17 protein-coding genes are annotated in these 17,455 nt (G+C 71.3%); 14 read left to right on the top strand and 3 right to left on the bottom strand.

Annotated features, from left to right (window positions below; translation table 11 throughout):
- The first annotated feature begins 3 nt into the window (after positions 1–3).
- The 4 genes from dnaK to ACIRO3_RS14665 are packed head-to-tail and all read left to right on the top strand — an operon-like array spanning position 4 to position 4,221.
- Positions 4–1,851, top strand: a complete 1,848-nt coding sequence (gene dnaK, locus ACIRO3_RS14680; RefSeq protein ID WP_361770330.1) for a molecular chaperone DnaK — start codon at positions 4–6, stop codon at positions 1,849–1,851.
- Positions 1,851–2,534: a nucleotide exchange factor GrpE gene (gene grpE / locus ACIRO3_RS14675; protein ID WP_404136378.1), complete on the top strand. Its 684-nt coding sequence runs from the start codon at positions 1,851–1,853 to the stop codon at positions 2,532–2,534. The genes dnaK and grpE overlap by 1 nt, the downstream gene beginning before the upstream one ends.
- A 39-nt stretch (positions 2,535–2,573) precedes the next feature.
- Positions 2,574–3,758 (top strand): molecular chaperone DnaJ, encoded by a 1,185-nt coding sequence (gene dnaJ / locus ACIRO3_RS14670; RefSeq protein WP_365997238.1) that lies wholly within the window; start codon positions 2,574–2,576, stop codon positions 3,756–3,758.
- 1 nt (position 3,759) lies between these two features.
- Positions 3,760–4,221 (top strand): heat shock protein transcriptional repressor HspR, encoded by a 462-nt coding sequence (locus tag ACIRO3_RS14665; protein ID WP_053684360.1) that lies wholly within the window; start codon positions 3,760–3,762, stop codon positions 4,219–4,221.
- A gap of 71 nt (positions 4,222–4,292) precedes the next feature.
- On the opposite strand, the gene ACIRO3_RS14660 is transcribed toward ACIRO3_RS14665, so the two are convergent.
- On the bottom strand, positions 4,293–5,354 hold the full coding sequence (locus ACIRO3_RS14660) for a helix-turn-helix transcriptional regulator (protein WP_361770321.1): 1,062 nt from the start codon (positions 5,352–5,354) through the stop codon (positions 4,293–4,295).
- Positions 5,355–5,591: 237 nt separating this feature from the next.
- Here ACIRO3_RS14660 and ACIRO3_RS14655 point away from each other — a divergent pair, with 237 nt between their 5' ends.
- Together ACIRO3_RS14655 and ACIRO3_RS14650 are read left to right on the top strand one after the other, a co-directional pair.
- Positions 5,592–5,876 carry a hypothetical protein gene (locus ACIRO3_RS14655; RefSeq protein ID WP_361770318.1) on the top strand — a complete coding sequence of 95 codons (285 nt, stop codon included), beginning with the start codon at positions 5,592–5,594 and terminating at the stop codon, positions 5,874–5,876.
- Positions 5,876–6,190 carry a (2Fe-2S)-binding protein gene (locus ACIRO3_RS14650; protein ID WP_267797300.1) on the top strand — a complete coding sequence of 105 codons (315 nt, stop codon included), beginning with the start codon at positions 5,876–5,878 and terminating at the stop codon, positions 6,188–6,190. Before ACIRO3_RS14655 ends, ACIRO3_RS14650 begins: the two co-directional genes overlap by 1 nt.
- Positions 6,191–6,352: 162 nt before the next feature.
- Here ACIRO3_RS14650 and ACIRO3_RS14645 read toward each other — a convergent pair whose 3' ends face one another.
- Positions 6,353–6,772, bottom strand: a complete 420-nt coding sequence (locus tag ACIRO3_RS14645; RefSeq protein WP_361770315.1) for a TIGR03618 family F420-dependent PPOX class oxidoreductase — start codon at positions 6,770–6,772, stop codon at positions 6,353–6,355.
- 113 nt (positions 6,773–6,885) lie between these two features.
- Here ACIRO3_RS14645 and clpB point away from each other — a divergent pair, with 113 nt between their 5' ends.
- Positions 6,886–9,486, top strand: a complete 2,601-nt coding sequence (gene clpB, locus ACIRO3_RS14640; RefSeq protein ID WP_404136373.1) for an ATP-dependent chaperone ClpB — start codon at positions 6,886–6,888, stop codon at positions 9,484–9,486.
- 204 nt (positions 9,487–9,690) lie between these two features.
- Complete coding sequence (locus ACIRO3_RS14635) at positions 9,691–10,233, top strand: YbjN domain-containing protein (protein WP_361770309.1); 543 nt, start codon at positions 9,691–9,693, stop codon at positions 10,231–10,233.
- Positions 10,234–10,405: 172 nt separating this feature from the next.
- On the opposite strand, the gene ACIRO3_RS14630 is transcribed toward ACIRO3_RS14635, so the two are convergent.
- A complete protein-coding gene (locus ACIRO3_RS14630) occupies positions 10,406–11,590 on the bottom strand; it encodes a pyridoxal phosphate-dependent aminotransferase (protein WP_404136369.1) in 1,185 nt (394 codons plus the stop codon).
- 269 nt (positions 11,591–11,859) lie between these two features.
- Between ACIRO3_RS14630 and ACIRO3_RS14625 the strand changes: the two genes are divergently transcribed.
- The 6 genes from ACIRO3_RS14625 to pyrE all read left to right on the top strand — a co-directional run bounded on the left by ACIRO3_RS14625 (position 11,860) and on the right by pyrE (position 17,361).
- Complete coding sequence (locus tag ACIRO3_RS14625) at positions 11,860–11,997, top strand: hypothetical protein (protein ID WP_404136366.1); 138 nt, start codon at positions 11,860–11,862, stop codon at positions 11,995–11,997.
- 298 nt (positions 11,998–12,295) lie between these two features.
- Positions 12,296–12,847, top strand: a complete 552-nt coding sequence (locus ACIRO3_RS14620) for a DUF2617 family protein (RefSeq protein ID WP_361770303.1) — start codon at positions 12,296–12,298, stop codon at positions 12,845–12,847.
- Positions 12,848–13,044: 197 nt separating this feature from the next.
- Positions 13,045–14,685 carry a polyamine aminopropyltransferase gene (locus ACIRO3_RS14615; protein ID WP_404136363.1) on the top strand — a complete coding sequence of 547 codons (1,641 nt, stop codon included), beginning with the start codon at positions 13,045–13,047 and terminating at the stop codon, positions 14,683–14,685.
- A gap of 229 nt (positions 14,686–14,914) precedes the next feature.
- The gene (locus tag ACIRO3_RS14610) at positions 14,915–15,919 is read left to right on the top strand and encodes an SRPBCC domain-containing protein (protein ID WP_404136360.1); all 1,005 of its coding nucleotides are present in this window, start codon (positions 14,915–14,917) and stop codon (positions 15,917–15,919) included.
- 92 nt (positions 15,920–16,011) lie between these two features.
- Positions 16,012–16,800, top strand: a complete 789-nt coding sequence (locus ACIRO3_RS14605; RefSeq protein WP_404136357.1) for an aldose 1-epimerase — start codon at positions 16,012–16,014, stop codon at positions 16,798–16,800.
- Between the two features lie 21 nt (positions 16,801–16,821).
- A complete protein-coding gene (gene pyrE, locus ACIRO3_RS14600) occupies positions 16,822–17,361 on the top strand; it encodes an orotate phosphoribosyltransferase (protein ID WP_267797289.1) in 540 nt (179 codons plus the stop codon).
- The last annotated feature ends 94 nt before the right edge of the window (positions 17,362–17,455 follow it).

The following is a 17,455-nucleotide window of genomic DNA, read 5'->3' as shown; positions in this document are numbered from 1 at the left end:
GAAATGGCACGTGCGGTCGGCATCGACCTGGGCACCACTAACTCCGTCGTCAGCGTTCTGGAAGGCGGCGAGCCCACCGTCATCACCAACGCCGAGGGCGCCAGGACCACGCCGTCCGTCGTCGCCTTCGCCAAGAACGGTGAGGTCCTCGTCGGAGAGGTGGCCAAGCGCCAGGCGGTCACGAACGTGGACCGGACCATCCGTTCCGTCAAGCGCCACATGGGCACTGACTGGAAGATCAACCTGGATGGCAAGGACTTCAACCCGCAGCAGATGAGCGCCTTCATCCTGCAGAAGCTGAAGCGCGACGCCGAGGCGTACCTGGGCGAGAAGGTCACGGACGCGGTCATCACCGTCCCGGCCTACTTCAACGACTCCGAGCGTCAGGCGACGAAGGAAGCCGGCGAGATCGCGGGCCTGAACGTCCTGCGCATCGTCAACGAGCCGACGGCCGCCGCCCTGGCCTACGGTCTCGACAAGGACGACCAGACCATTCTCGTCTTCGACCTCGGTGGCGGCACCTTCGACGTGTCGCTCCTGGAGATCGGCGACGGAGTCGTCGAGGTCAAGGCGACCAACGGTGACAACCACCTCGGTGGCGACGACTGGGACCAGCGCGTCGTCGACTACCTGGTGAAGCAGTTCCAGAACGGCCACGGCGTCGACCTGTCCAAGGACAAGATGGCGCTCCAGCGTCTGCGCGAGGCCGCCGAGAAGGCGAAGATCGAGCTGTCCTCCTCCACGGAGACCTCGATCAACCTGCCCTACATCACGGCGTCCGCCGAGGGCCCGCTGCACCTGGACGAGAAGCTCACGCGCTCGCAGTTCCAGCAGCTGACCGCGGACCTGCTGGACCGCTGCAAGACCCCGTTCCACAACGTCATCAAGGACGCGGGCATCAACCTGTCCGAGATCGACCACGTGGTCCTGGTCGGCGGCTCCACCCGCATGCCGGCCGTCGCCGAGCTCGTCAAGGAGCTCACCGGCGGTCAGGACGCCAACAAGGGCGTCAACCCGGACGAGGTCGTCGCCATCGGCGCGACCCTCCAGGCGGGCGTGCTCAAGGGTGAGGTCAAGGACGTCCTGCTCCTCGACGTGACCCCGCTGTCCCTCGGTATCGAAACCAAGGGCGGCATCATGACCAAGCTCATCGAGCGCAACACCACGATCCCGACCAAGCGGTCCGAGATCTTCACGACGGCCGAGGACAACCAGCCGTCCGTGCAGATCCAGGTCTACCAGGGTGAGCGCGAGATCGCGGCGTACAACAAGAAGCTCGGCATGTTCGAGCTGACCGGCCTGCCGCCGGCCCCGCGTGGCGTCCCGCAGATCGAGGTCTCCTTCGACATCGACGCGAACGGCATCATGCACGTCACGGCCAAGGACCTCGGCACGGGCAAGGAGCAGAAGATGACCGTCACCGGCGGCTCCTCGCTCGGCAAGGACGAGGTCGACCGCATGCGCCAGGAGGCGGAGCAGTACGCGGACGAGGACCTGCGTCGCAAGGAGGCGGCCGAGTCCCGCAACCAGGGCGAGCAGCTCGTCTACCAGACGGAGAAGTTCGTCAAGGACAACGAGGACAAGGTTCCGGCCGACGTCAAGGCCGAGGTCGAGGCCTCCGTCACCGAGCTGAAGGAAAAGCTGAAGGGCGAGGACGCCGCGGAGATCCGCACCGCGACCGAGAAGCTCGCCGCGGTCAGCCAGAAGCTCGGCCAGGCCATCTACGCCGACGCGCAGGGCGCCCAGGCCGCCGGCGCGCCGACCGGTGACGCCGACCAGGCCAAGGCCGACGACGACGTCGTCGACGCCGAGATCGTCGACGACGAGAAGCCGAAGGGTGGCGCTGCCTGATGTCGGAGGAGACCCCGGGTTTCGACGAGGAGCCTGAAGTCCCCACCGGCGCCGACGCGGACGACGCCGCCGCCGAGCCGAAGGCCGCCGACTCCTCCCCGGAGGAGAAGGTGGCCCCGGCCGGGGACTCGGACACTCAGGCCGTCGGCCAGGAAACGGCCCTCCTGGCGCAGCTGGACCAGGCCCGTACCGCGCTCGGTGAGCGCACCGCGGACCTCCAGCGGCTCCAGGCCGAGTACCAGAACTACCGCCGCCGCGTGGAGCGGGACCGGATCGCCGTCAAGGAGATCGCGGTCGCGTCCCTCCTGACGGAACTCCTCCCGACCCTGGACGACATCGGCCGGGCACGGGAGCATGGCGAACTGGTCGGCGGCTTCAAGTCGGTGGCCGAATCGCTGGAGACCGCCGCCGCCAAGATGGGGTTGCAGCAGTTCGGCAAGGAGGGCGAGCCCTTCGACCCGACGATCCACGAGGCCCTGATGCACTCGTACGCGCCGGATGTCACCGAGGACACCTGCGTGGCGATCCTGCAGCCGGGCTACCGGATCGGCGAGCGCACGATCCGTCCCGCGCGGGTCGCGGTGGCCGAGCCCCAGCCCGGCGCGGCCCCGGCCGCCAAGACCGAGTCCGCGGACGGCGACACGCCGTCTGACAAGGACGCGGATGCCCCCGACAAGGGCTGACGTCCACCATGTAGCCGCACGAGAGGAGGGCCACCGGGGATGAGCACGAAGGACTTCGTCGAGAAGGACTACTACAAGGTCCTCGGTGTCCCGAAGGACGCCACCGAGGCCGAGATCAAGAAGGCGTACCGGAAGCTCGCCCGCGAGTTCCACCCGGACGCCAACAAGGGCGACGCCGCGGCCGAGGAGCGCTTCAAGGAGATCTCCGAGGCGAACGACATCCTCGGTGACGCCAAGAAGCGCAAGGAGTACGACGAGGCCCGTGCCCTGTTCGGCAACGGGGGCTTCCGCCCCGGTCCGGGCGGGGGCGGCGGCTCGTTCAACTTCGACCTCGGCGACCTCTTCGGGGGTCAGCAGCAGGGCGGCGCGGCAGGCGGCTTCGGCGGTGGCCTGGGCGACGTCTTCGGCGGCCTGTTCAACCGCGGCGGCGCCGGCCCGGGTGCGGGACCCCGTACCCAGCCGCGCCGCGGCCAGGACATCGAGTCCGAGGTCACGCTGTCGTTCACGGAGGCCGTGGACGGCGCGACCGTCCCCCTCCGGATGTCCTCGCAGTCGCCCTGCAAGGCCTGTTCCGGTACCGGCGACAAGAACGGCACCCCCCGGGTGTGCCCGACGTGCGTCGGCACCGGCCAGGTCTCGCGGGGCAGCGGTGGCGGTTTCTCCCTGACCGACCCCTGCGCCGACTGCAAGGGGCGCGGCCTGATCGCCGAGACCCCCTGCGACATCTGCAAGGGCAGCGGGCGGGCCCGCAGCTCCCGGACCATGCAGGTCCGGATCCCGGCGGGCGTCTCCGACGGCCAACGGATCCGACTGCGCGGCAAGGGGGCCCCGGGCGAGCGCGGCGGCCCGGGCGGCGACCTGTACGTCGTCGTCCACGTCGACGGGCACCCGGTGTTCGGCCGGCGGGACGACAACCTCACGGTGACCGTCCCGGTGACCTTCGCGGAGGCCGCCCTGGGCGCCGACATCAAGGTCCCGACCCTCAACGGCCCCCCGGTGACCCTGAAGCTTCCCCCGGGTACCCCGAACGGGCGTACGATGCGGGCCCGCGGCAAGGGTGCGGTCCGCAAGGACGGCACCCGCGGCGACCTGCTCGTGACGGTGGAGGTCGAGGTGCCCTCGGAGCTGTCCGACAAGGCCCGTGAAGCCCTGGAGATGTATCGCGACGCGACGGAGTCGCAGGACCCGCGCGCAGCGCTGTTCGAGTCCGCGAAGGGAGCATGACATGGACGGCCGCCGCAGACAGTCCCGGTTGGGCGGGGCTTATCAGCTCACTGATGAGACCCCTGTCTATGTGATTTCGGTGGCCGCCCAGCTCTCGGGACTGCATCCGCAGACCCTCCGCCAGTACGACCGCCTCGGCCTGGTCTCACCGGACCGGACGGCCGGCCGCGGACGTCGATATTCGGCCAGGGACATCGAACTGCTCCGCACGGTGCAGGCGCTGTCCCAGGACGAGGGCATCAACCTGGCCGGCATCAAGCGGATCATCGAACTGGAGAACCAGGTCGCCGCCCTCCAGCAGCGCGTGGCCGAACTGTCCACCGCCGTGGACGGCGCGGCCGCCGCGCTCCAGGCCCGCGAGGCCCAGGTGCACGCCTCGTACCGCCGCGACCTGGTCCCCTACCAGCCGCCGCAGCCGGGCAGCGCGCTGGTCGTCTGGCGCCCCAAGCGTCCGATGGACTGACACCGCAGCCCGACACCGCCGTACGCGCGAAGGCCCCGCCCGGATCATCCCGGGCGGGGCCTTCGTCGTCGCTACAGGTGGTTCGCGTGGCCGCCGTGTTCGGCCTCGTCCTCCGGGAGGTGCGGGGCCGAACTGTGCAGGATGCCGGACTGGGCGATCAGGAAGCCGAGTTGGGCCCGGCTGCCGCTGCCCAGGGCGGTGGCCAGTCGGGCGATGTGCGCGCGGCAGGTCCGTACGTTCATTCCCAGCCGGCGGGCGATGGCCTCGTCCACGTGCCCCTCGACCAGGAGCTGCGCGATGGACCGCTGCACGCCCGTGATGCCGTCGTGCATGTGCGTGTACGTGACCTCCTCGCTCAGGGGCACGGCACGCCGCCAGAGCTGCTCGAACACCTTGATGAGGTAGTCGACCAGCCCCGGGTGCCGCAGCTCCAGTGCCACCCGCCGGTCGTCGCTGACCGGGATGAACGCCACCGTGCGGTCGAAGACGATGAGTCGCTCGATGAGCTCCTCCAGGGTGCGGATCTCCACCTTCCCGGCGGAGATCCGGTCCACGTACGCCAGCGTGCCCTGGCTGTGCCGCGCGGTGTGCTGGTACAGCGTCCGGATGCTGATGCCCCGGTCGATCAGCGGGGCGTCCCGCTCCAGGGCCTGTGTGAGGGCCAGGGAGGGCCGTGCACCGCCCGGTTGGATCGTCAGCATCTCCGTGTGGCACTCGGCCGTCGCCAGGTCCAACGCCGCGTTGATCCGCTCGAAACCCTCCAGGACCGTGATGGCGTGGGTGTTCGCCGGGTTCTGCGCACTGATGGTCAGAAACGGCTCGAAAGCATCGGTGAGATCTACAGCCGTACGTCGCCTGTCCTGGATCTCGCGTTCAATCGGATGCAGCCGTTGCGCCAATGCGACGGACGGGGGAACCGGGCGGAGCTGGTTCGCGTCATCCGGGTCAGGCTGTACCAGGGCGAATTCAAGCAGGCAGGGGGCCTGCTGCACCTCGCTCCGAGCGATCCGGCCGGCGCTGAGCGCAGCCGTGTACAACCGCGTTCCCTCGGGGCACAGGGACGTGACGGAGTGGGGATGAGTCGGGTTTGTCGCACTTTTGGGCAAATCTCCACCCCCCAGGGTCCTGAACATGCAAGAACATGATGCATCGTCCCTGTGGCATTGACGTGCCTGAATGAGCCATCGTCTGTGTGGCGGGGGAGAGGATTCCATCAAGTGAGGACGAAGCCGACCATGTATAAGAGAATGCTTCGCTCGGCGCTTGCCGTTGGTTTCTCCGCTGTTGCGGTCTTTGGGGTAGTCGGTGCCGTCGAAAGTGACGCGGGGGGCACCGCTCTGACCGGCGACAGTGGCTGGACCGGCGCGCCGGTGGGCAAGTCGGACAGCGGATGGACCGTACTGCCGGCCAGTGACTCCGGCTGGACCAACGGTCCGACCGCCAAGGCGGACAGCGGCTGGACCGTGCTGCCGGCCGTCGACTCCGGTTGGACCAGCGGTCCGTCCGGCAAGGGAGACAGCGGGTGGACCCGGACCCAGTCCGGTGACTCCGGCTGGACCAGCGCCCCCTCGCGCTCGTCGGACAGCGGCTGGACCAGCGCGCCCTCCGGCGCGTCGGACTCGGGTTGGACCGCTCTGCCTGCGATGGCCGTCTGATGACCCCCGACGACCGAGACTTCCGACGCGAGATGGCTTCGGCGTACCGGTCCGGGTGGCAGTTCATCGACCTCGCCACCGCGATCCCCCACGCCGGCGATTCGTTGATGGTCACCCTGTTCGGCCAGCCGATCGTCGTCGTGCGCGAGGAGGACGAAGACGTCCGCGCCTACCGCTGTCTGCGCCGCCCCCGGGGCGCACCGCAGCCCGTCCGCTGCGAAGTGCGGTACGGCATGGTTTTCGTCAATCTCGACCAGCGGGACCACCAACTCTTCGAACCCGACATCACCGCCGCCACCCCCCGAAGTGCCTGAAGCGATTCCCCCGTCGTTGCAGATCGCTCAGGCACTACCCCCACACAACGGCGCCATCGTGGACCTGACCACGATGGCGCCGTTGTGATGTCCGCGTCCAGTGGTTGAACCGGACAAACAAATCGGTCAGGCGGTCGGGTCCGCCCCGGGTCCATCCCGACGTCAGCCGCGCCCCATCGCGCGTTCCAGGGTGATCTCCATGACCACCCGGTCCGGGTTCGGCGAGGGCGTCCGTCCGTAGCGCTCCGCGTAGCGGGCCACCGCCTCGGCCACCGAGGCCTCGTCCGTACGGATCACCGCGCGGCCCTCCAGGGTGGCCCAGCGCCGGCCCTCCATCTGGCAGACCGCGACCCGCGCCGTCGCGCCCGGGGCCGCCAGGACGTTGCGGATCTTCTTGCTGTGCCTGTTGCTGATCACCCGGGCCAGCCCCGCCGCGGGGTCGTACGTCACGCCGACCGGGACCACGTGCGGGCTGCCGTCGGGCCGCGGGGTGGTCAGGGTGCAGACGTGCCGCTCCCGCCAGAAGGCGAGGTACTCCGGCGTCGGGTTGAGTACGTCATGGGCTGTCTTCGAACCAGGCATGGGCCGAAGAGTACGAGATGCGGCGCCGCACACTGCCTTGAGTGGAATAGACTCAACTTTGTGCACGCTATACGTGTCATGCCCCTGTATCGCGACGGAGAGGAGTAGCCGCAGTGGAAGCCGAGCTGACCAACAAGAGCCGGGACGCGCTGAACGCCGCCACCCGCAGGGCCGTCAAGGACGGCCACCCGGACCTGACCCCCGCGCACCTGCTGCTGGCCCTGCTCGCCGGCGAGGACAACGAGAACGTCACCGACCTGCTCGCCGCGACCGACGCCGACCAGGCCGAGGTCCGCGCCGGCGCGGAACGCCTGCTCGCCGCCCTGCCCAGCGTCACGGGTTCCACCGTCGCGCCCCCGCAACCCACCCGCGAGCTGCTCGCCGTACTCGCCGACGCGGACGAGACGGCCGGGAGGCTCGGGGACGACTACCTTTCCACCGAACACCTGCTCATCGCCCTCGCCGCCAAGGGCGGCGCGGCCGGCGAGCTCCTTTCCACCCAGGGCGCGACGGCGAAGAAGCTGCTGGCCGCATTCGAGGACGCACGAGGAGGACGCCGGGTGACCAGCCCCGACCCCGAGGGTCAGTACAAGGCCCTGGAGAAGTTCGGCACCGATTTCACGGCGGCCGCCCGCGAGGGCAAGCTCGACCCGGTGATCGGCCGCGACCAGGAGATCCGGCGGGTCGTCCAGGTCCTGTCGCGCCGCACCAAGAACAACCCGGTCCTCATCGGCGAGCCCGGCGTCGGCAAGACCGCCGTCGTCGAGGGCCTCGCCCAGCGCATCGTCAAGGGCGACGTCCCCGAATCGCTGAAGAACAAGCGGCTGGTCTCCCTCGACCTCGGCGCGATGGTCGCGGGCGCCAAGTACCGCGGCGAGTTCGAGGAGCGACTGAAGACGGTCCTCGCGGAGATCAAGTCCAGCGACGGCCAGATCATCACCTTCATCGACGAGCTGCACACGGTCGTCGGCGCGGGCGCCGGCGGGGACTCCGCCATGGACGCGGGCAACATGCTCAAGCCCATGCTGGCCCGCGGCGAGCTGCGCATGGTCGGCGCGACCACCCTCGACGAGTACCGCGAGCGGATCGAGAAGGACCCCGCACTGGAGCGCCGCTTCCAGCAGGTGCTGGTGGCGGAGCCGACCGTCGAGGACACCATCGCGATCCTGCGCGGGCTCAAGGGCCGCTACGAGGCCCACCACAAGGTGGTCATCAACGACAGTGCCCTGGTCGCCGCGGCCACCCTCTCCGACCGGTACATCACCTCCCGCTTCCTGCCCGACAAGGCCATCGACCTCGTCGACGAGGCCGCGTCCCGACTCCGCATGGAGATCGACTCCTCCCCCCTGGAGATCGACGAGCTCCAGCGCTCCGTGGACCGGCTGCGCATGGAGGAACTGGCGCTGAAGAACGAGTCCGACCCGGCCTCCCTCGAACGGCTGGAGAAGATCCGCAAGGACCTCGCCGACAAGGAGGAGGACCTGCGGGGCCTCACCGCCCGCTGGGAGAAGGAGAAGCAGTCCCTCAACCGCGTCGGCGAACTCAAGGAACGCCTCGACGACCTGCGCGGGCAGGCCGAGCGCGCCCAGCGCGACGGGGACTTCGACACCGCGTCCCAGCTGCTCTACGGGGAGATCCCGTCGCTGGAGCGCGAGCTGGCGGAGGCCACCGAGGAGGAGGAAGAGGCCACCAAGGCCGGGACCTCCAAGGACAGCATGGTCAAGGACGAGGTCGGCCCCGACGACATCGCGGACGTGGTCGGCGCCTGGACCGGCATCCCCGCCGGCCGGCTCCTGGAGGGCGAGACCCACAAGCTCCTGCGCATGGAGGACGAGCTGGGCCGCCGCCTGATCGGCCAGTCCGAGGCCGTACGGGCCGTCTCCGACGCGGTGCGCCGCACCCGCGCCGGCATCGCCGACCCGGACCGCCCGACCGGCTCGTTCCTCTTCCTGGGCCCCACGGGCGTCGGCAAGACGGAGCTGGCCAAGGCCCTCGCGGACTTCCTCTTCGACGACGAGCGGGCCATGGTCCGCATCGACATGTCGGAGTACGGCGAGAAGCACAGCGTGGCCCGCCTGGTCGGCGCCCCGCCCGGCTACGTCGGGTACGAGGAGGGCGGCCAGCTCACCGAGGCCGTCCGGCGCCGCCCGTACAGCGTCGTCCTGCTGGACGAGGTGGAGAAGGCGCACCCCGAGGTCTTCGACGTCCTGCTCCAGGTCCTCGACGACGGCCGCCTCACGGACGGCCAGGGCCGCACCGTGGACTTCCGCAACGCCATCCTGATCCTGACCTCGAACCTGGGCAGCCAGTTCCTGGTCGACCCGGCGACCTCCGAGGACGACAAGAAGGCGCGCGTCCTGGACGTGGTCCGGGCCTCCTTCAAGCCGGAGTTCCTGAACCGCCTGGACGACCTGGTGGTCTTCTCCGCCCTGACCCGGGACGAGCTGGCCCACATCGCCGAGCTCCAGATCGACCGCCTCGCCAAGCGGCTCGCCGCCCGCCGCCTCACCCTGGACGTCACCCCCGAGGCGCTGGCCTGGCTGGCGGACAAGGGCAACGACCCGGCGTACGGGGCCCGGCCCCTGCGCCGGCTGATCCAGACGGCCATCGGGGACCGCCTCGCGAAGGAGATCCTGTCCGGCGAGGTCAGGGACGGCGACACCGTACGGGTGGCCGTGGCCGGGGACGACCTGCTGGTCGGCAAGGTCCTCTAGCCCCTGCCGGCCCCTGCCGCCGGCCCCCACCGGTCGTACCCTGGGCGGTGGGGGCCGAAGGGCCCGTGCCCCGCCACCGCCCCCCGTATCCCCTTACCTGAGTCCTACTCGTGTCCGCCCGGAGCGGATCGCGCGTGCGGGGCTGGACACGGGGTGGGACCGATGGTGGAGGATGTGGTTCATCCGCACGAAGGGAAGTACACGGTGAGCATCGACCCGGCCTCGATTCCGAACTTCGGAGGGCAGCAGCCCGATCCGCAGGCCACAGGACCGGCGGGCCCCGTCGTCCCCGACCAGGATCTGGTCAAGCAGCTGCTGGAACAGATGGAGCTCAAGTACGTCGTCGACGACGAGGGTGACCTCGCGGCGCCGTGGGAGGAGTTCCGCACGTACTTCATGTTCCGCGGCGAGGACGAACAGCAGGTCTTCTCGGTGCGGACCTTCTACGACCGCCCGCACGACATCGAGGACAAGCCGCAGCTCCTGGAGACGATCGACGACTGGAACCGTCGCACCCTGTGGCCCAAGGTCTACAGCCACACGCACGACGACGGCTCGGTCCGCCTGATCGGTGAGGCGCAGATGCTGATCGGCACCGGCGTCAGCCTGGAGCACTTCGTGTCCTCCACGGTCAGCTGGGTCCGCGCCTCGATCGAGTTCGACAAGTGGCTCGTCGAGCAGCTCGGCCTCGAGAAGGACGTCGACTCCGCCGAGGGCGAAGACGACAAGGGCGACGACGGCAACTAGTCGCCGACACAGCGCTACGCGCGCCCCGGGGAGCAGGTACGCCCCGCGGCCGCGCGAGAGCCCGGACGCCCCGGGGGCCACCACGCCCCCGGCAGGCGCCCGGGCTTTCGCGTGCTCCCTCCCGGGGGGCCGGGGGCTCCCCGGTGGCCGAGGCTTTCGGGGATCGGGGCGCCTACAGCCGCCCGAGGCGGGACACGGCCTCCCGCAGGACGTCCTCGCGCTTGCAGAAGGCCCAGCGGACCTGGGTGGCGCCGGCGGCCCGGTCGTCGTAGAAGACCTGGTTGGGGATGGCCACCACCCCGCAGCGTTCGGGCAGGGCGCGGCAGAAGGCGAGGCCGTCCTTCTCCCCGAGGGGGGTGATGTCGGTGGTGATGAAGTAGGTGCCCTGCGGGCGGTAGACCTCGAAGCCGGCCGCCGCCAGGCCGTCCGCGAGGAGGTCGCGCTTGGCGGCGAGGTCCGCGCGGAAGGCGTCGAAGTAGGCGTCCGGCAGCGCCAGGGCCTCCGCGATCGCGTACTGGAACGGGCCCGAGGCGACGTACGTCAGGAACTGCTTCGCGGAGCGGACCGCCGCCGTCAGGGCGGGCGGGGCGGTGACCCAGCCGACCTTCCAGCCGGTGAACGAGAACGTCTTGCCGGCCGACGAGATGGTCACCGTGCGCTCGCGCATGCCGGGCAGCGAGGCGAGCGGCACGTGGGTGCCCTCGAACACCAGGTGCTCGTAGACCTCGTCGGTGACGACGAGCAGGTCCCGCTCGATCGCGAGTTCGGCGACGGCCGCCAGCTCCGCCGGGGTCAGCACCGTGCCCGTCGGGTTGTGCGGGGTGTTCAACAGCAGCAACCGCGTGCGCGGGGTGACGGCGGCGCGCAGCGCGTCCACGTCGAGACGGAAGTCCGGCGCGCGCAGGGTCAGCGGTACGCGGACGGCGCCCGCCATGGCGATGCAGGCGGCGTAGGAGTCGTAGTACGGCTCCAGGGCGATGACCTCGTCGCCGGGCTCCAGCAGGGCCAGCAGGGAGGCCGCGATGGCCTCCGTCGCGCCCGCCGTGACGAGGACCTCCGTGTCGGGGTCGAACGAGAGTCCGTGGAAGCGCTCCTGATGGTGGGCGATGGCGGTGCGCAGCTCCGGGACGCCGGGGCCGGGCGGGTACTGGTTCCCCTTGCCGTCCCGGATCGCGCGCACGGCCGCCTCGGCGATCTCGGCGGGGCCGTCGGTGTCGGGGAAACCCTGACCGAGGTTGATCGATCCGGTGCGGGCGGCCAGCGCCGACATCTCCGCGAAGATCGTCGTGCCGAAGACCGCCAGGTTGCGGTTGAGGAAGGGGCGGCTGCCGGCCGCGGGTGCGCTCATGACGGCCATCCTGCGGGCAACCTCTGGAGTTGCTCAAGTGTGCTTTGGCGCCGATGGCCGGAGGGAATCTCCCCCGCACACGGGACGCGGGGATCCCGGACCCCGGGGGACCGGGGTGACAGAGAGGGGCCGGACATGGTGCTGATCGTGGTGCTCGTCGCAGTGGGCGTGTTCACGCTCGTGGTCGTGGGGATCGTCAGGGCGGCCGTCAAGGCGGGCGGTGCGCCGCGCCGCCGAAGTGGCGGAAGCCACTGGGCCGGGGGAGGATCCTCTGGTGGGTGTTCGAGCGGATCTTCCTGTGGTTCGTCGTCCTCCTGCGGTTCGTCGTCCTCCTGTGGTTCGTCCTCGTCCTCTTCCTGCGGGGGCGGGGGCTGCGGCTCCAGTTGACGAACACGGCCGGAGCCGGACTCGCGTGAACGAGACGCCCAGGGGGGACAACTTCCTTCGGGCGTCTCCTTGTTCGGCTGCTTGTTACGGCGTACGGGGGGCATGTTGTTGAACACGTGAACTGCGGAGCCCCCGGGGGGATGTAAACCCTGTCAAGTTGGGTAAAAACGCTGTGAGTGCCGTGCCTTTCATGATTCCCTCGGTTGAGTAGACCAGTCCTCGGACCTTCCTGGACTTCCTGTGGACCCGTGCCGGTGTCCCCCCACCCGTTGACCACCGCTGGCGGGCCCCGGCCACCTCTCCCTCGCGCGTTTGCGGAGCCGACTCATGCTCACGACCCTCCAGACCACCTATACCGACACGCGTGCCGCCGATCTCGCCTGGGCCCTGGGTCGGGAGCGGCTGCCCGCCTTGGCCGTACTGAACCTCCGGCTCGACGGGGCGAAGGTGGAGTTGCGCCTGCTCGGGGCCTCCCACCAGGTCCTCCTGGAGGAAGGCGAGGTGCTCTGTTCGGAGACCGTCGCCTGCATGCCGGGCAGCAGCACACCGCTGCCGCTCGGCGTCGCCAAGCGGGTCGGCGACTGGGAGTACGAGTTCGCCGCCCGCGTGGAGACCCTGTCGCGCGGCTCGTTCGCCGGGCGGGCGCAGGAATTGCTCGCGCTGGTCGCGGATCACCCGAACGGGCTCGCCGGAACCTTCCCGGGAAGCCCGCACGCGTTCACCGCCCTGCTCGCACAGCGCTACGAAGGGCAGGTCCGCTGGCGGACCTGGCACGCGTACCCGCAGGAGGGGCAGTTGGTGGCGACGCGTACCCGGGTGGGCGTACGGACGGGGTCGCCGGCCGCGGCGGCCCCGGAGGCGACGGCCGTGTCGCGGTAGGTCGCCCCGGCCCAGCCCGGCGAGGTGCTGCCGGGCCCTGTCGGGCCTCGTCGGAAGGGAGTCGGCGGTCCTGCGGCCCACCACCCCGCGGGGCGCCGGTGGTTGCGCCGGGGTTACGCCAACTGGGCGGATCGGTACGCCACTTGCACCCATGTGGGTGACAGGGTGCCAGTGGGTGGTGACGTACGGTTCGCTTCATGATCGACCGTTCCGTCCCGCGCCGGGTGTTGCCGGCTCCGGAGTCGCGGGGCGTGGCGACCCGTCCGGCCGCCCTGCCCGTACGGCCCCGGACCGGCCGGCTCCTCGTCCTGGCCACCGTGTTCGTATGCGCCGCCTGCGGGCTCGTGTACGAACTGGAGCTGCTCGCCCTCGGCTCCTACCTGATCGGCGACTCCGTCACCCAGGCGTCGATCGTGCTGTCCGTCATGGTCTTCGCCATGGGCGTCGGCTCGCTGCTCGCCAAACGACTCAGGCGGCGGCCCGCCCTCGGCTTCGGCGCCATCGAGGCCGCCCTCGCGCTGATCGGCGGGCTCTCCGCCATGGCCCTGTACGCGAGCTTCGCCTGGCTGGGCGAGTCCAGACCCGCGCTCGTCGCGTTCTCCTTCGCCATCGGGGTGCTCATCGGCGCGGAGATCCCGCTGCTCATGGTCCTGATCCAGCGCATCCGCAGGCAGGACGCGGGCGGCGCGGTCGCCGACCTGTTCGCCGCCGACTACGTGGGCGCCCTGGTCGGCGGGCTCGCCTTCCCGTTCCTGCTGCTGCCGCTGCTCGGGCAGCTCACCGGCGCACTGCTGACGGGCACCGTCAACACGCTCGCCGGCGGCGGACTCGTGCTGTGGCTGTTCCGCCACGACCTCAGCCGACGCTCCCGCTGGCTGCTGATCGGCGCGAACGTGGCCGTCCTGGCCGTCCTGGCCTCCGCGACCGTCCTCGCCGACGACTTCGAGAGGGTCGCCCGACGGGCCGTCTACGGCGCGGAGGTGCGGGTCGCCGTCCAGACGGGGGTGCAGGAACTCGTGCTCACCGGGCCGGGCACCGGATCCCCGCGCTCCCTCGACCTGTACCTCGACGGGCGGCTGCGGGTCAGCGGCTACGACGAGTACCGCTACCACGAGGCGCTCGTCCACCCGGCGATGACCGGGCCGCACACCCGGGTCCTCGTCCTCGGCGGCGGCGACGGGCTCGCCGCCCGCGAGGTGCTGCGCTACCCGGACGTCGCCTCCGTCACCGTCGTCGAACTCGACCCGGGAGTGGTCCGGCTCGCGCGCACCGACCCGATGCTCTCGCGGCTCAACGCGGGGGCGTACGCGGACCCCCGACTCGGCGTGGTCACGCAGGACGCGTTCCGCTGGCTGCGCGGCCCGGACACCCGGGAGCGCTTCGACGTCATCGTCTCCGACCTCCCCGACCCAGGCATCACCCCCAGCACGAAGCTGTACTCGCAGGAGTTCTACGGGCTGGCGGTGCGGGCCCTGCGCCCCGGCGGCCGGATCGCCGTGCACGCGGGGCCGCTGGCCGGCCGGCCGCGCACCTACTGGACCGTCGAGACCACCCTGCGCGCGGCCGGCCTGCGGACCGCGCCCTACAGCGCGGGCGGCCGCCTCACCGGCTTCGCCGCAGGGCCCGACCGGACCCTCGGCGGCGGCGCCGGTCCACCGCAGGACTGGGGCTTCGTCCTCGCCGCCCGCGCCACCGTCCCCGAGCTGAGGGTCGACCGCGACACGCCGGGGCTGCGCTCGCTGTCCACCCGCACCCTCCAGGACGCCACCCGCGACGCCGAGCGCACCCGCCTGGACGGGCTGCCGCCCTCCACCCTCCCGCACCCGAGGTACTCGTAGGCGCTGTGGATCCGTAGCCCTGCGGTCCTGCCGTGCTGCGGTCCTGCCGTTCTGCCGTTCTGCCGTTCTGCCGTCCTGCCGTACTGCCGTCCTGTCGTCCGAGGGGGGCCGTCAGGGGCGCCGGGTGCGCGGCCGCAGGCCACCGGCACGAGCGGTAACGGGCCGGCGGCGCGGGTCGCTCGGCGTCGGACCGGGCGCGCGAGCGGGTCTCGTCGGTAGGCTCGACCGCATGGAGCATCAGGTGTTCGTTCCGGTACCCGCAGACGCCCTCCGGGCCGTGCTGCGTGATCCCGCCCGCACGGCCCGTTGCGTACCCGGCTTCCAACAGGACGCCGACGCGGAGTCCGGGCCGCTGTCGGGCCGGCTGAAGGCGCGGATCGGTGGGCACACCGTGACCTACCGGGGGTCCCTGACCGTCACCGAACGGGACCCGGACCGGTTCGCCGTCGAGGGCGAGGCCACCGAGGCCCGCGGCAGCGGCACCGTCAAGCTCACCCTCCTGCTGGGGCTCACCCCCCAGGGGGACGGGACCCGGTTGGAGTTCACCGGCGGGGCGACCGCCGACGGCCGGGCCGCCGGCTTCGCCCCCGAGGCCACCGCGACGGCCGCACGACGGCTGTTGGACCGTACCGCCGCGCAGCTAGCCGCCACGGCCGGAGCCCCGGAGCCGGTGGCCGGCGCCGCGGTGGAGCCGGTGGTCGGAGCCGCGCCCGGGTCCCCCGGCGGCGCTGCGGACCCGCAGGCCGACGCGGACCCGGCGGACCCCGTGGTCGACGCGGAGGACGCCGTGGTCGACCCGGCGGACCCCGTGGCCGACGCGGAGGACGCCGGGTTCGAGGCGGACACGGAGGGCGCCGGCGACGCGAATGACGTGGATGACGTGGATGGCGCGGATGACGTCGACGACACCGATGGCGCCGAGGGCACCGGGGTCACCGCGTCCGTCTTCGACGCGGATGTGCCGCCGCCCTCCCTCGACCCCTTCCTGGAAGGCGAGTTCGGCGAGGTCGGCGGTCCCGCGCGGCCGCCCGCCGAGGCCGCCCACGCCCGCCGCACGATGATCGGCCGCAGCGCCGAGGAGGTGGACCACGCCCCTCCGCGCGGCCGCTACGCCCCGGTCCCGGCCCCCGCCTCGGGCGCGGCCGGAGCGAACCTGCGCTGGTTGGCCCCCGCCGCCGCCCTCGCCGTCGCCTCCGCCGTGGTGGTCGGCCGGGTACTGCGCCGCCGCCGCTGACTTCCGCCAGGGACGCCGACCCCGCACCTGCCGTGTGACGCGGGGCATGCCCCGGGGCACGTGGGGCGTCCGGCCCCCGTAGGGTCGGCCGTATGAGTACGCGACTGAGCGCCGGCGGCGCCGAGCTGACGATCGACCAGGAGAACGGCTGCCGGATCAGCAGTCTGCGCGTCGACGGGACCGAACTCCTGCGGCAGGGACCCCGGTACGGGTCCTTCCCGATGGTCCCGTGGTGCGGGCGCATCGAGGACGGGCGATTCCGTGACGGCGGAACCGTCCACCAGATGCCGCAGAACCAACCGCCGCACGCCATCCACGGCTTCGGCAGGGACGCGGCCTGGCGCCCGGGCGGCGTCGACGCCACCCGCGCCGCCTTCACGTACGACCTCCGCGACCCGTGGCCGCACAGCGGCAAGGTCACGCAGATCTTCGAACTGACCGAGGACGCGCTGACGCTCACCCTGGGCGTGGAGACGTACGAGGACTCCTTCCCGGCCCAGGCGGGCTGGCACCCGTGGTTCCGGCGCACCCTGGCCGACGACGGGCCGGAGGTCCGGATCGGCTTCGAGCCGGCCTGGCAGGAGGAGCGCGGCGCCGACCACCTCCCCACGGGACGGCGCGTCGACCCCAAGCCCGGCCCCTGGGACGACTGCTTCGGGATGCCGGACGGCGTGGACGTCACCCTCACCTGGCCCGGCACGCTGGAGTTGAGCATCGCCAGTCGCGCCGAGTGGGTGGTCGTCTACGACGAGCAGCCCGAGGCCGTCTGCGTCGAGCCGCAGTCCGGCCCGCCGAACGGCCTGAACACCCTCCCCCGGCTGGTCACGCCCGTGGACCCGCTGGAGGTCTCCACGACGTGGACGTGGCGGCGGCTCGGGTAGCGCGCAATTAAGCTCGACGGCATGAGTGACGTACGGGATGCGCTTCTGCAGCAGATCAAGGACAAGGCCGTCGTGCACGGCAAGGTGACCCTCTCCTCCGGGCGGGAAGCCGACTACTACATCGACCTCCGCCGGATCACCCTCGACGGCGAGGCCGCCCCGCTGGTCGGTCAGGTCATGCTCGACCTGACCGCCGACCTCGTCTTCGACTGCGTCGGCGGGCTCACCCTGGGCGCCGACCCGGTCGCCACCTCGATGCTGCACGCCTCCGCCGCGCGCGGCGGGTGCCTGGACGCCTTCGTCGTGCGCAAGGCGCAGAAGGCGCACGGCATGCAGCGCCGCATCGAGGGCACCGACGTCAAGGGCAAGCGCTGCCTGGTGGTCGAGGACACCTCGACCACCGGCGGTTCCCCGCTGACCGCCGTGGAAGCGGTCCGCGAGGCCGGTGGCGAGGTCGTCGCCGTCGCCACCATCGTGGACCGGGGCGCCGCCGACGCCATCGCCGAGGCGGGCCTGCCCTACCTCACCGGCTACCGCCTCGAGGACCTCGGCCTCTCCTAGGCCGTCTCTTTCGGATCTTGCCGGGGTCGCGGCGCCCGGTGCCGCCCCTGGCGGCGTTGTCGGGGCACCCGAGTACGTCCAGTACACGGGTGCC

Origin of the sequence: Streptomyces sp. NPDC102278, from assembly GCF_044766345.1 — a bacterium.
In the GTDB taxonomy this organism is placed as follows: Bacteria; Actinomycetota; Actinomycetes; order Streptomycetales; family Streptomycetaceae; genus Streptomyces.
The sequence above is the reverse complement of the archived record's forward strand: the minus strand, read 5'-3'. Positions and strand labels throughout refer to the sequence as shown.